Genomic DNA, 13499 nt, shown 5'->3' on the forward strand with positions numbered 1-13499 from the left:
AGGGTAGGTTGTTGCCAGGTCAGGTGTGGCTCGATAGCTCAGTCGGTAGAGCAGAGGACTGAAAATCCTCGTGTCGCTGGTTCGATTCCTGCTCGAGCCACCAGTTTGGCGCTATAGCCAAGTGGTAAGGCAGAGGCCTGCAAAGCCTTTATCCCCAGTTCAAATCTGGGTGGCGCCTCCAAAAAGACTTGTAAACATATTGTTTACAAGTCTTTTTATTTACTTATTAAATCATAGTATATCATTATTAGATTTAGTATATAAATTTTTATATAGTATGTTACATAAGAATTCACTTTTATTCCATTATAAAGTTTTAGAAATGTTTTTAGAGAGAGAGGTAGTGCTTTCATAGATTAAATCTTTGCGTTCAATTAAATCTATAGAAGTTAAAATTAAGGCTTCAATAGCTTTCCATATATTACATTTAGCATATTCTGTTAATGTTAAATCCATAAACTGTTTTGATGGACAGTGAATTGATGGATCACTTACTATTGATATAGACGGATATATAGTAGGTGTAGTATGACTTACAGTACCAATTCCTAAGGGATATAGCATTTTTTTCCCGTAGTTCATTTCAATTAATCCAGTTTCTTTTAAGTTATTTTCAAATAATTTATTTACTATTTTATTATCTAAAAGTTCTTTGCAAGGAAGCTCAATTAGCTTAATAGAGCAATCTATATTTATGATATCTTCTATGCATTTAATATAGCTTCTTATATTTTCTTCGATTTTATGACATAACTTATGATCTTTTGATTTAATTTCAAATTTAACCTTAGCAGATGAAGGATATTCAACTAATGCATTATCACAGGTAAGATTTAAATGATCCATATAACATTCTTTTGAGATGTTTTTAACTAACTCGTTTATAAAGTGTACCGTATGTAGACAAACATCTAATGAACTTTGGTTAGCATTATCATTAGAAACAAGTAAATTATTATAATCAAGCTGTAAGGTTGTGCATGCTTGAGAAGTATTATTAATAGATGTTATATTATCCACATGAGGAGCAAAAATTACACTACAATTTTCAAATACATTTTCTTTTGTCATTATAATTTCTGAACCATTGGAGTATTTCCCTGGACATCCGATTACTAGAATAGAACCTCCTATTTTGTCAATGACAGAAGATAAACCTATGGCTGCACCTAAAGACATAGTAGCATTGGCATTATTACCAAAAACATGACCATCATCACTTCCACTACTATATTTACATATAAAACATATCTCAGGATGGCTGTGTCCAATTCTGGCACGAAATGAAGTTGGAATATCTATGAAATTTTTTTCAATATTAAAATTATATTTTTGTAAAAGTTTTATAATGTAATCTGATGATTTATATTCATTAAAACAGTTTTCACTATTTTCATATAAAAATTTATTAATATCTAGAATTTCAGATTTTATAGTAGATAAAAAACTTAGAACATTTTGTTTCAATTGTAACCCTCCCTACAATTTTATAGATACTAATATTATCAATATCTGACCTTATGTAATTAGTATGTGCACATATATCTATATTATCCAGTAACAAATTTATAGATAAATAGTATTTTAATAGTATCTATATTTGTAATAAGTTTTTTATTAAATGTATTTATGAATACAAGAAAATTAGACAATTTATGTAGATTAATAGATATATGGGTTTATTAATTTATTAACATTATACTTGATGTTATTTAAGGTAGAAAAAGTATGAATTATAAGATGAAATTTTTTTTTTGGACAAAATAAAAAAAGGGATTTCATGAATAAAATATATTATAAGGGGCGATAATTAAGACAGTCTTAACATGGATAAAACTTAGAAGGATTACTCTATTTTAACTAAGTTGACTTATTCAAAGACAATATAATAATAGACTAACAAGTTCTATTGGATAAATTTTGAGGGGGAAAAATATGAATAAGGAATGTATTATATGCAGAAAGCCTCTAGATAATGGTATACTTATATATGGACGAAGAATTTGTGAGAACTGTGAAAGAAGATTATTAACAATAGAAACTAGTACAGATTTTTATGAATTTTATAAGAACTGTATTAAAAAGAATATAGTTCAACTTATACCAAGAGGAGTGAGTGATAAGTGCCAAGATTACCGATAGTAGATGCACTATTGAAATATAAAAAAGAAGAAAATAGCTATTTTGCTATGCCTGGACATAAAATGGGAAAAGCATATGAAGATACAAAAGAAGGAAGGATTTTATTAGATAATTTCATTAACTTTGATATTACTGAGGTAGAGGGCTTAGATAATCTTCATAATCCTACAGGCATAATAAAAGAAGGACAAGAACAACTTGCTAATTACTATGGGAGTAAAAAATCTTACTTTTTAGTTAATGGAAGTACATCAGGAAACATGATTATGATATTTGCTACATTTAAAGAAGGCGAAAAAATAATCGTAGAAAGAAACTGTCATAGATCAGTATTCAATAGTATAATATTACGTAAGTTAAAGCCTATATATGTTATGAATGAGGTAAATGAAAAATATGATGCTCCTTTTTCTATTAATAAGAAGCATCTATTTAAATTAATAAAGGAAAATCAAGATGCTAGGGGAATATTATTAACATACCCTAATTATTATGGCATATGTACAGAGTTAGAGGAAATAGTAAAAGAAGCCAAGAAATATAATATGAAGGTATTAATAGATTGTGCTCATGGAGCACATTTTGGAGTTATAGATGAATTGCCTGATAATCCGCTTAAGCTAGGTTGCGATATGGTTGTTCAAAGTGCTCATAAAACATTACCAAGCTTAACACAAACATCATTTTTACACGTTAATTGTGATGATCTTTTAGATGAGGTTAACTTCTATACTAGCATGTTTTTGACAACGAGTCCTTCATATTTATTTCTTGCCAGCATGGATTATAGTAGATATTATTTACAGAAGTATGGAAGTAAGGATTACAGTATATTAATTAATTTATGTGAGGAATATAGAAAAAAAATAAATCACATTGATTTTTATCATATAATAGATGAGCATGATATAATTAAGAAAAGTTCATCAACTAGAAATAAGGTATATATAGATAAAACTAGATATGTTATAAATGTACCTAAAGGATTTAGTGGACATCTATTACTAGATTATTTAAAAGTTAATAAGATTCAATGTGAAATGAGTGACTCAAGAAATGTAGTATTGATTTTTGCTACTTCAAACACCAGAGATGATTTTGATAAACTTTATAGAATACTAAAAGAGTGCAATAAGGATACTTTAGTAGATGAATATGTAAAGCCTATGCAGTATGAAATTCCACCAATAGATAAATTACCATGGGAAACTCTAAATATGAAAAAAGTTGAGTGTAGTATTAAAGATTCCGTAAATAAAGTGTGCGGACAAGCTATTGTCCCATATCCACCTGGGGTACCACTAATAATGCCAGGAGAGATTATTACGAAAGATATTATTGATATAATAGGATATTATATAGATAATAATGTTACATTATTAGGAGTGAAGGAAAATAACTTAATTATAATAAAATAGCAAAGAAACTATAGGAAAAGATATGTTTGGAGGTAAGTTTTTTGAATAAAGGGTTATTAATAGCATTAGAAGGTCCAGATGGTAGTGGAAAATCTACACAAATAGAATTATTAGAAAAATATTTTGTAGATAAGGGGATTGAAGTTATAAGAACGAGAGAACCTGGAGGAACTAAAATTAGCGAAAAAATTAGGGCGGTAATTTTAGATAATGATAACCAAGAAATGGATAACATGTGTGAGGCTTTACTATATGCTGCGGCGAGAGCTCAGCTTATAAAAGAGGTAATAAAGCCTGCAATTGCTGAAGGGAAGGTAGTCTTATGTGATAGATTTGTATATTCATCTATAGTTTATCAAGGAATTGCTAGAGATTTGGGAATAGACACTGTGAAATCTATAAATGATTGTGCTTTAGGTGGACTTGAAGCGGATTTAGTATTTATGATAAGTATTCCATATGATAAAGGAATTGGAAGAAAGAAAAATCAACGGGAATTAGATAGACTTGAGAATGTTGGTATGGATTTTCATAAAAAAGTTTTTGAAGGATATTCAAAAATTAGTAGTATTTATGATAAAATAGAATTAATAAATGGAGACGACTCTATAGAAAATATTTATAGGAACATAGTAAATAGAGTTGAATCCTATATAGAGCATAAATAAATATTTAGGAGGGGTATTATATGAAATTAATAATTGCGATAGTTCAAGATGACGATGCTATGGATTTAATCGATATCTTAACAGAGAATGGGTTAAGGGTTACAAAGCTTGCAACTACAGGTGGATTTTTAAAAGCTGGAAATACCACATTAATGATAGGTGTAGAGGTAGAGAAAGTTGATACTGTTTTAGGATATATAGAAGAAATCTGCAAAGTTAGAAAACAACTTATATCATCACCTTCTCCGGTTGCTGGATCTACAGGAGTATATGTTCCGTATCCTGTAGAGGTAAATATAGGTGGTGCTACTATATTTGTTGTTGATGTAGATAAGTTTTTAAGAGTATAATATATTTAAGTAAAATAATGTACAATAGGTTAAACTTATTGTACATTATTTATTATATAGGAAGGAGCAAATGAGTATGATAGGTCATGAAAATATAAAAAATAGCTTAATTGAAGCAATTAATAATAATAAATTTACTCATGCTCATATACTAGTTGGAGAAAAAGGTATAGGGAAAAGTGTCTTAGCTAAATTTATAGCATCAAGGCTCTTAGGAATAGATGAAGTAAGAGAACATGTAGATATAATTAATTGGTCTTTAGATAAGGGAAAAGCATCCATAGGAGTGAATACTATTAGGACTATTATAGAAGAATGTAATAAGAAACCTTTTGAGAGGGATAGAAAGGTTATTATCATAGACAACGGTGATAAGATTACATTTCAAGCACAAAATGCATTTTTAAAGACTATAGAAGAACCACCAGCTAATGTTTATATATTTATATTATGTGAAGAATTAGAAAGCATGTTGGATACAATTAAATCCAGGTGTGGCATACATAAACTAAAATCACTATCAAAGGAAGAGATGATTTTATTTCTTAAGAATAGATATACAGGAATTGAAGAAAATAAGATGTTAGTGGCTATTTCTTTTGCAAAAGGAATACCAGGAAAAGCAGAGAGTTTAATAGAAAATGAGGATTTTAGTTTAATAAGAAATACAATTTTTGAACTTATATATAAAATTAAGGATAAAGATTATGAAACTTCTTTATTATATGAAAAGTTTTTTAGTGATTATAAAAATATGGAAGAGGATATTTTAGATGTAATTATAACCATAATAAGAGATATAATTATTTATAAAGAAGTTGGAGATGAAGAGATTATAATAAATATTGATAAAATATCCGATATTAAAGATTTAGTTAATATATTTTCATTAAGTAAATTAAATGGTATGATTAAAGTTGTAGATGATACAAGAAAAACTTTAAAAAATAATGTAAACTCGTCATTGGCATTTATAACGATGGTTTTGAGAATGCAGGAGGTTTAAATATGATAACAGTAATAGGAGTAAGATTTAAAAAGGCAGGTAAGATATATTATTTTAATCCTGGTGATTTGGATATAAAAAAAGGTGACTTTGTAGTTGTTGAAACCGCAAGAGGAATTGAGTTTGGTGAGTGTGTAGTTGGAATGAAAGAGCTCAGAGAAGGTGAAATTGTAGCTCCTTTAAAGAATGTGATAAGGAAAGCTTTAGAGGAAGATATAAATGCAAATAAAACTAATAAAGAAAAGGAAGAAGAAGCTTTTAAGATATGTCTTGAGAAAATAAAGGCCCATGATTTAACTATGAAGCTTATAGATGTAGAATATACTTTTGACAATAATAAAGTAATATTCTATTTTACAGCAGATGGTAGAGTAGATTTCAGAGAATTAGTTAAAGATCTGGCATCAATTTTTAGAACTAGAATAGAATTAAGACAAATTGGTGTTAGGGATGAAGCTAAGATGACTGGAGGTCTTGGACCTTGTGGAAGAAGTTTATGTTGCTCTACATTCTTAGGTGAATTTGCCCCAGTATCAATAAAAATGGCAAAGGAACAAAACCTATCTTTAAACCCTACTAAAATATCAGGAATATGTGGAAGACTTATGTGTTGTTTAAATTATGAGCAAGAAACATATGAAGGGATAAGAAAAAGATTACCTAAGGTAGGTTCTATAGTAGATACATGCTATGGAAAAGGAGAAGTAGTTTCTAATAGTGTAGTTAAAGAGTCGGTAAAAGTAAAAGTAAACATAAAAGATGGTGAAGATGATATTAAAGTAGTTAGTATAAATGATTTAACATTAATATCTGGTAGCTATGAAGATATAATTAATGAAATTGATTTAAAGGAATTAGAAAATCAAGCTGAAGACCCTACACTAATTAAAGAGCTATTTAAAGAAAATTAGGAGGAAGGATATGAAGACTACACTTAAAGTTTGTGATATGGTTACAAGTAAAGATGTTACAAGAGTTAAGAATGCCATATCCGCCAATGAAGGGGTTATAGCCTGTGGAATACACAAAGTTAAAAAAGAAGTAGAAATTGTTTATGACAATTATTTTATAAACATAGAGGATATAATTGAATCCATAGAGAATAGTGGTTATACAGTTATATAAGTACTCAGAATCCTTGTAGATATAAAGCTACAAGGATTTTTTTTGCATAAAAATAAACAAAATTAATTAAACATGTATATTTTATATAAATTTGTTAATTATTTAAATAGTAGTATTAAAATATAGAGAGGTGTTAATTATGAAATTTAAAAAACAAATAATAATAGCTATAAGCTGTGCAATTGTTTTGGGTGGAATATTTTTTTCTGTAAGCTATATAGGAAATAAAGATCAAAATAAAGAAACTAGTAACAAACCAGCTACAACAACTAACTCAAAGACTAATGAAGCTATAAATGAAAATAAAGAGAATACTGATAGCACAAAGGGCAATGATAAAACTACACTAGGACAAGAAGATAAAAAAGATACAGGTATGGAAGAAGTAAAAGAAGGATACTATACAGTAAAAGCTAATGATACACTTTATAGTATAGCTAGAACTTACATGCCAAGCTCTGACCCAAATGAAGTAGTAGCAGAAATATTAACAAGAAATAATATGAATAAAGATGATACTATTTCATCAGGACAAAAACTTATTATATCTTATGAAACTTCATTGGTAACAGGAGAAAAAAAATCAGACCAAAAATCAGAAGAGGTAGCTTCAGCTAATGCAGCAGAACATACTGATCACATTAAGTATGTTGTTAAATCAGGCGATACATTATTTAGCATATCTAAGGAGTATTTATCCAATATGGATATAATGGATGGAATTGAATTAATTAAAGCACATAATAACCTAAATGAGGATACAATAAAAGTTGAAGACACTTTATGTATACCTAATAAATAATATACGAATAAATTAACTTTAGATTAAGGAGATATCTGAAGTAATACCATAGCCTATAAAACAGTTTTAAGGTTTTATAGGCTGAAATATAGCCATGTAGAAATACTACATGGCTATATTTTTAATATTTTAACAGAATCACAATTGGCATAAACAAAGTCACTATCTAGAGTTAATAAATAATGTATATTATGACATATACAAGTAGCTATATGTGTAGCATCATTTATAGACAATAGGTTTTTAATCATTATTTCTTTAGTCTTACTCATACAGAGCTTATTTATTTCAACATATTCGTATTTAACGGTGTTTTCAAGTTGATTGTGCATGGTTACAGCAGTCTTATAATAAATACTTAGCAGATCTCTTTTAGAACTGTTTTTAGATAGGTTATCAAAATACTTTTTATAGGGAATTTCTCTTAGCTTATCTATTCTTTTATCCTTTATAATTTTTCTATCATATTTACTAAAGGATGATAGAATTTGTTTTATATTTGTTTGAGAATTAAAGGCGCTTTCTTTATCAATTTTGTGACGTATATCTATCATAAATATTTTATACATAATTTGATTTAAAACTTCAGCAGAAATTATATTTGTAACTAAAAGTTTGCACTGGTTATTGAGTAATATTCTGAATACTTCTATACATTCAGTATGTTTTATATCATCATCATAAACTAAACTTAACAAAAATGATGCATCTAACAATATAGAAGTACTTGATTGAAAATCTATTGATGAAAATGGGTAAAATAATATTTCCATAATGCAAACCTTTCTTAATTGATTATACTGAATGATTATTGTATTATATTAAATTAAACCATTAGTTATTACTGCTACTTAAGTAATAAGTTAAATATAATTGTATATTCCTATTAATGTTGGTAATAATATAAACAGAGTTCTTAGCTTCTTCGAAGCTCTAGAAATCGTTATCCAGGGACGTAGCAGCTCTTTACTCCCACTTTGAAAGAGATGGGCGTATTAGAGCTGGTAGTCATCGGATAAATGACAAATTAAATCATAAATATAAACCCTAAATGCAATATGTTTTATTTAGTATATATTATTTATAAAATACTAGAAAAAACATATTGCATCCCCCTATATTATAGTATGTAAAAATAAAAAGATTTCCCCTTGATAGTTAAATATTTATAACTACTCAAGGGGATTTTGTAATTTTAAGAATAAATTTTTGGATAATTAGTAGTTATTTTATAGATATTATGGATAAGATGAAAAACATAGCAACTTATTATATAATAAGATATGTGTAATCTGGGTATTAGAAAGGAATTTTATATTATGAGTTTAATAAACATAGATGAAACGTTAGATGACTTACAATTAAAGGGTATTCATATCATACAAAAAAAAGAGGGATTTAGATTTGGAGTTGATGCAGTACTTTTAGCCAATTTTTCTAGGGTAAAAAAAAATGCAACTGTTATTGACTTGTGTAGTGGAACAGGAATAATTCCACTTATAATTAAAGGTAAGAGTCAATGTGGAGTAATAAAGGGTGTAGAGATACAAGGAGAGTTTGCTGAAATGGCAAATAGAACTGCTATGTATAATAATTTTAGTGATGAGATTAAGTTCATAGAAGGGGATTTAAAGGATAAGGAACTTTTAAAATCATTAGGTAGAGTAGATATAGTTACTGTAAATCCACCATATAAGTTATATAGCTCTGGTATACTCAATGACAGTGATAAGAATGCCATTGCTAGACATGAGGTATGCTGCACATTAGAAGATGTTATAATCGCAGCTAGGACGTTATTAAAGGATAATGGTAAACTTTTTATGGTACATAGACCAGATAGAATAGTAGATATATTTACTCTTATGAGAAAGTATAAAATAGAACCAAAGAGAATAAGATTTATTCATCCTAAACCAGGAAAGGCACCTAATATATTATTAGTAGAAGGACAAAGGGATGGGGGAGCATTCTTAAAAATAGAAGATCCATTATATGTACATATGGAGGATGATTCTTATTCAGAGGAAATTAAAGCAATGTATAATTCACAATGGTTAGATTAATAAGACAAAGGATAGAAGAGGTGAGTAAAAGTGAGTGGTAAATTATATTTAATACCTACTCCAATAGGGAATCTAAAAGATATAACTCTTAGGGCCCTTGAAACTTTAAAAAGTGTAGATATAATTGCATGTGAAGATACAAGACAGAGTTTAAAGCTTTTAAATCATTTTAACATAAGAAAAACATTGATAAGTTATCATAAACATAATGAGAACGGGAAAAGTGAGGACATAATAAATAGATTAATAGAAGGCAAAAATATAGCTATAATAAGCGATGCAGGGACTCCAGGAATTTCAGATCCAGGTGCTATTATAGTGAAAAGATGTATTGAAGAAAATATAGAATTTGAAGTGTATCCTGGAGCAACAGCAATTACTACTGCGCTAGTTTATTCTGGACTAAATACAGATAAATTTTTATTTGTAGGATTTTTATCTAGAGAAAATAAGGATAGAAAAGAGGTTATAGAGGGGTTAGCAGATAGGCAAGAAACTTTAATATTCTATGAGGCGCCACATAGATTAGAATCCACTTTAAATTTCTTAAAAGATAACTTAGGTAATAGAAATATTGCAATATGCAAGGAGCTTACGAAACTTCATGAAACTATATTAAGGGGAACATTAGAAGAGTGTATAGACCATTATAAAGAAAATAAGCCTAAGGGTGAATATGTACTAGTGTTAGAAGGAAAAAGTAAGACTGAGATTATGGAAGAAATGAAATCTAAGTGGGTAGATATGAGTATTGAGGATCATATAAAAGATTATATAAATCAAGGATTAAATAAAAAAGAAGCAATAAAAAAAGTTGCGAAGGAAAGAAACCTACACAAATCAGAGGTATATAAGTTTGGAATTCATATATAAACAAAAGCATTTTGAAAAGTTTTTAAAATTAGAAGGAATATGATAATTTATATTGAATATATTTACTGTATATCTATTAAAAAATAGATGGTTGTCTCATTTTTTTTCTAAATTACTTGAGATAACAATCATTATAGTGTTATAATGGTAAATGAGATTTATAAATGAGGGGGAGGGAATTTTTTTGAATAAGAAGAGTATATCATTAGTACTTGCTTTAGCATTGTCTATTTCTTGTGTTGGAACTAGTGCATTTGCAGATCCAAATAGTGATAGATCAACATATGAGCAAAAGTTGGAAGAAAACAAAAACAACTATAAAAGTGCTCAAGAGCAAGTCGATGAGATAGAAGCTTCAATACAGTCAGTAAATTCTCAGATGGAAGATATATCTATAGGTATAGAAGAGTTAAATGCTGAAATTCTTGAAGCAGAAGGCAAAATTGAAGAGAGCAACAAGAGGGTACAAGCTACTGAAAGTGATATAAAAGAACAAAATGAAATGTTTAGTGAGAGAATGAGAGCGATGTACATTAATGGTATGGATAGTTATGTTGAGGCGCTTTTAAACTCAAAGAGTATATCAGATTTCATGTGTAGATTAAATAACATAAATATAATGATAGGCTCTGATAAAGAAATTGTTAGTAGTTTAAATGAAAAAATAGAAACTATTGAAAAAGAGAAAAAAGTAGTTCAAGATGAAAAAGTAAAGCTAGATGCATTACAAGAAGAAAACAATAAAAAATTAGCTCAATTAGAAGAAAAAAGAGCAGAACATAAAAAGGCTTTAGCTAAAGCGGAAGCTAATAGAGACTTATTTGACGCAGCTGTGAAGGAAAATGAAGCTCAATTAGAAGAGACTAAGAGACAAATAACGCAGTATGTTAGTAATGGTAGTACTAGTTCTAATAGACCTAGTAGGGGAGGCAGTGGTGATTCAAATGTGATAGCACCTCCAAATGCTTCAGGAAGCTCTATAGTTGGCTATGCATATAAATTTTTAGGAGTTCCATACCAATGGGGTGGAAATGGTCCTAATACTTTTGATTGTTCAGGCTTAACTAGATATGTATATGCTGCCAATGGAATAAATCTTCCTAGAGTAGCACAGGATCAAATGAATAAAGGAACGCCAGTTTCTAATCCTCAACCAGGAGATTTGGTATTCTTTGGTTCAGGTGGATATGCATACCATGTTGGTATATATGTAGGTAATAATTCTTACCTTCATGCTCCTCAAGATAATGAGGTTGTAAAGATATCGCCTATGAGTAGACACGATTATATAGGGGCAAGAAGATATTAATTTCTTAAGATAAGATCAGTAATTTAATTGCTGGTCTTTTATTTTAGGTTGGGTAAATAGATTTATATAGTATATACGATATAAATAATAAAAACGTTACTTAGAAATAAGTAACGTTTTTATTGTTTATTGTTGATTCTTTAATTCATTTAGACATTTTTGACAGATGTTTTTAGATTTATAGTTAACCACATCACGAGCATCTCCACAGAAGATGCATGCAGGTTCATATTTCTTTAATATAACTTGCTCACCATCTACGTATATTTCAAGAGCGTCCTTAACGTCAATATCTAAAGTCCTTCTCAATTCTACTGGGATAACTATTCTCCCTAACTCGTCTACTTTTCTTACAACACCAGTTGATTTCATAATAAATTCCTCCTATATTTTTGATTATGTAATCAAATAAAATTTAGTTAGCAGATATTATATTTAATACCATATAATAACTATAATACAAGAAAAATCATAAGTCAATAAAAAATGATAAAAAAAATAAATTTATTACATTATATGCCATTAATATATAATCTATTATAGTAGTATTAATCACATAATAAGGAAAAGATGAATAATTTAACTTATAATTTAATATTTTAACATAAAGATGCTTATTTTCAATACTATTTTATTTAGTTTGCGAATTGATTCTACAAAAAATATCAAAATTTGAAGGAGGTACAGTCATATTATTCAGTGTTCTAGACAGAAAATAAAAAATATTATGCACAACCCATCTGTGGATAATGTGGATAATATATAAAAATTTCTAAAGTTAATGGAATTATAGGAATTATCATGTATATATTAATCAACAGCTGATGTTGATATTATTTATAATAATATGTTAGTAAAATGTGATTATTGTTAATAATATTGATATGTGCTTATATTTGAATGAATAATTTATATTAATTTCATAATCCATGAATAAATAATTCGACTTTTATTTTATAAGATATTTGTAAATATAGACATTATCTTTTATAATTAATATGAAGTAGTGTACAAAAATTTACATTATCATATATTTAACTAGTATTAAGGCAAGAATATGTTAAATATTAAAAAGGTTATTAAAGTGAGGGATGAAAATGAATGATAGAGAAAGAATTAATGGGAATATTTTCCAAGAGGTGGTATCTAAATTTTCGGAGATGATAGGTGAGAATACTGAAAAAAGTATAATACAGTATGATGAATTACCACAGTATGATTTATTCTTATCACAAGTTAAAGATTATCTTAACGATAAGTTTAAGCACGATAAATTTACTAATAGCATACTTCAAAATTATATAAAGAGCGAAGTTATTTCTAAGCCGGAAGATGGTAAAAAAAGAGGATATACTAAACTGCATTTAGCTCAATTGGTTTTATTAGGATATATGAGGCCGATTTTGACAACAGATGAAATAAAAAGTGTATTTAGATTAGCTTTTAATGATATAAATAATAGAGAGGATGATATTCTTTCATGGGAAGATACCTTTAAATTATTTAGTGATTTACAGCAAAAGAATATAGAATTATTTTTTAGTGGAGAAGAGAAGGATTTAGAAGAAATAATTAGAAGACACTTGGAAAAGTATGAGTTTAATAATGAAGATAAAGAAAGAATATTAATATTCTTGTTAGTTATGATTTTAGTAGCTCATGCAAGTAATATAAAAAAACTAGTTACTACATTAGTTGAAGAATTTGGAGATAAATATAAGTAAAATATTATATGGATCA

General features: G+C 28.0%; 15 protein-coding genes and 2 tRNA genes. 14 read left to right on the plus strand and 3 right to left on the minus strand.

The annotated features are described in order from the left end of the window. The first annotated feature begins 27 nt into the window (after positions 1–27). Positions 28–103, plus strand: a tRNA-Phe gene (locus tag B3B03_RS12530). A 4-nt stretch (positions 104–107) separates the two neighbouring features. Beyond that, positions 108–181 (plus strand) — tRNA-Cys (locus B3B03_RS12535). A 125-nt stretch (positions 182–306) separates the two neighbouring features. Here B3B03_RS12535 and B3B03_RS12540 read toward each other — a convergent pair. Then, complete coding sequence (locus B3B03_RS12540; protein WP_346877479.1) at positions 307–1467, minus strand: hypothetical protein; 1161 nt, start codon at positions 1465–1467, stop codon at positions 307–309. Positions 1468–1935: 468 nt separating this feature from the next. Here B3B03_RS12540 and B3B03_RS12545 point away from each other — a divergent pair, with 468 nt between their 5' ends. The 8 genes from B3B03_RS12545 to B3B03_RS12580 all read left to right on the plus strand — a co-directional run bounded on the left by B3B03_RS12545 (position 1936) and on the right by B3B03_RS12580 (position 7511). Beyond that, positions 1936–2142, plus strand: a complete 207-nt coding sequence (locus tag B3B03_RS12545) for a sigma factor G inhibitor Gin (protein ID WP_035130775.1) — start codon at positions 1936–1938, stop codon at positions 2140–2142. Further along, positions 2124–3560, plus strand: a complete 1437-nt coding sequence (locus B3B03_RS12550; protein WP_346877480.1) for an aminotransferase class I/II-fold pyridoxal phosphate-dependent enzyme — start codon at positions 2124–2126, stop codon at positions 3558–3560. The genes B3B03_RS12545 and B3B03_RS12550 overlap by 19 nt, the downstream gene beginning before the upstream one ends. 41 nt (positions 3561–3601) lie before the next feature. Then, entirely contained in the window at positions 3602–4228 is a 627-nt protein-coding gene (gene tmk / locus B3B03_RS12555; RefSeq protein WP_346877481.1) for a dTMP kinase, read from the plus strand. A 20-nt stretch (positions 4229–4248) separates the two neighbouring features. Beyond that, positions 4249–4578 (plus strand): cyclic-di-AMP receptor, encoded by a 330-nt coding sequence (locus B3B03_RS12560; RefSeq protein WP_035130781.1) that lies wholly within the window; start codon positions 4249–4251, stop codon positions 4576–4578. 70 nt (positions 4579–4648) lie between these two features. Beyond that, positions 4649–5584 (plus strand): DNA polymerase III subunit delta', encoded by a 936-nt coding sequence (locus B3B03_RS12565; RefSeq protein WP_346877482.1) that lies wholly within the window; start codon positions 4649–4651, stop codon positions 5582–5584. Between the two features lie 2 nt (positions 5585–5586). Continuing rightward, positions 5587–6495: a stage 0 sporulation family protein gene (locus tag B3B03_RS12570; protein WP_346877483.1), complete on the plus strand. Its 909-nt coding sequence runs from the start codon at positions 5587–5589 to the stop codon at positions 6493–6495. A gap of 10 nt (positions 6496–6505) precedes the next feature. Beyond that, positions 6506–6709, plus strand: coding sequence for a heavy-metal-associated domain-containing protein (locus B3B03_RS12575; protein WP_346846916.1), 204 nt, complete (start codon positions 6506–6508; stop codon positions 6707–6709). Positions 6710–6848: 139 nt separating this feature from the next. Beyond that, positions 6849–7511 carry a LysM peptidoglycan-binding domain-containing protein gene (locus B3B03_RS12580; RefSeq protein WP_346846917.1) on the plus strand — a complete coding sequence of 221 codons (663 nt, stop codon included), beginning with the start codon at positions 6849–6851 and terminating at the stop codon, positions 7509–7511. A 113-nt stretch (positions 7512–7624) separates the two neighbouring features. Here B3B03_RS12580 and B3B03_RS12585 read toward each other — a convergent pair whose 3' ends face one another. Next, complete coding sequence (locus tag B3B03_RS12585; RefSeq protein WP_346846918.1) at positions 7625–8284, minus strand: type II toxin-antitoxin system VapC family toxin; 660 nt, start codon at positions 8282–8284, stop codon at positions 7625–7627. Between the two features lie 546 nt (positions 8285–8830). Here B3B03_RS12585 and B3B03_RS12590 point away from each other — a divergent pair. From B3B03_RS12590 to B3B03_RS12600, 3 genes are all read left to right on the plus strand, one after another. Beyond that, positions 8831–9577, plus strand: coding sequence for a tRNA1(Val) (adenine(37)-N6)-methyltransferase (locus B3B03_RS12590; RefSeq protein WP_346877484.1), 747 nt, complete (start codon positions 8831–8833; stop codon positions 9575–9577). A 30-nt stretch (positions 9578–9607) separates the two neighbouring features. Beyond that, positions 9608–10450 carry a 16S rRNA (cytidine(1402)-2'-O)-methyltransferase gene (gene rsmI / locus B3B03_RS12595; RefSeq protein ID WP_346877485.1) on the plus strand — a complete coding sequence of 281 codons (843 nt, stop codon included), beginning with the start codon at positions 9608–9610 and terminating at the stop codon, positions 10448–10450. 184 nt (positions 10451–10634) lie between these two features. Next, a complete protein-coding gene (locus B3B03_RS12600) occupies positions 10635–11759 on the plus strand; it encodes a C40 family peptidase (RefSeq protein WP_346877486.1) in 1125 nt (374 codons plus the stop codon). Positions 11760–11885: 126 nt separating this feature from the next. Here B3B03_RS12600 and B3B03_RS12605 read toward each other — a convergent pair whose 3' ends face one another. Beyond that, entirely contained in the window at positions 11886–12131 is a 246-nt protein-coding gene (locus B3B03_RS12605) for an AbrB/MazE/SpoVT family DNA-binding domain-containing protein (RefSeq protein WP_035130802.1), read from the minus strand. Positions 12132–12850: 719 nt separating this feature from the next. On the opposite strand from B3B03_RS12605, the gene B3B03_RS12610 reads away from it, so the two are divergent. Continuing rightward, a complete protein-coding gene (locus tag B3B03_RS12610) occupies positions 12851–13483 on the plus strand; it encodes a DUF1836 domain-containing protein (protein ID WP_346877487.1) in 633 nt (210 codons plus the stop codon). The last annotated feature ends 16 nt before the right edge of the window (positions 13484–13499 follow it).

Origin of the sequence: Clostridium sp. UBA5712, from assembly GCF_002419845.1 — a bacterium.
In the GTDB taxonomy this organism is placed as follows: domain Bacteria; phylum Bacillota; class Clostridia; order Clostridiales; family Clostridiaceae; genus Clostridium_J; species Clostridium_J sulfidigenes.

What these genes read in the sequence shown, in the direction of transcription:
- B3B03_RS12545 (WP_035130775.1), top strand. Translation starts at nt 1,936, where the DNA reads ATGAATAAGGAATGTATTATATGCAGAAAGCCTCTAGATAATGGTATA.
- B3B03_RS12560 (WP_035130781.1), top strand. Translation starts at nt 4,249, where the DNA reads ATGAAATTAATAATTGCGATAGTTCAAGATGACGATGCTATGGATTTA.
- B3B03_RS12565 (WP_346877482.1), top strand. Translation starts at nt 4,649, where the DNA reads ATGAGTATGATAGGTCATGAAAATATAAAAAATAGCTTAATTGAAGCA.
- B3B03_RS12570 (WP_346877483.1), top strand. Translation starts at nt 5,587, where the DNA reads ATGATAACAGTAATAGGAGTAAGATTTAAAAAGGCAGGTAAGATATAT.
- B3B03_RS12575 (WP_346846916.1), top strand. Translation starts at nt 6,506, where the DNA reads ATGAAGACTACACTTAAAGTTTGTGATATGGTTACAAGTAAAGATGTT.
- B3B03_RS12580 (WP_346846917.1), top strand. Translation starts at nt 6,849, where the DNA reads ATGAAATTTAAAAAACAAATAATAATAGCTATAAGCTGTGCAATTGTT.
- B3B03_RS12585 (WP_346846918.1), bottom strand. Translation starts at nt 8,284, where the DNA reads ATGGAAATATTATTTTACCCATTTTCATCAATAGATTTTCAATCAAGT.
- B3B03_RS12590 (WP_346877484.1), top strand. Translation starts at nt 8,831, where the DNA reads ATGAGTTTAATAAACATAGATGAAACGTTAGATGACTTACAATTAAAG.
- B3B03_RS12605 (WP_035130802.1), bottom strand. Translation starts at nt 12,131, where the DNA reads ATGAAATCAACTGGTGTTGTAAGAAAAGTAGACGAGTTAGGGAGAATA.
- B3B03_RS12610 (WP_346877487.1), top strand. Translation starts at nt 12,851, where the DNA reads ATGAAAATGAATGATAGAGAAAGAATTAATGGGAATATTTTCCAAGAG.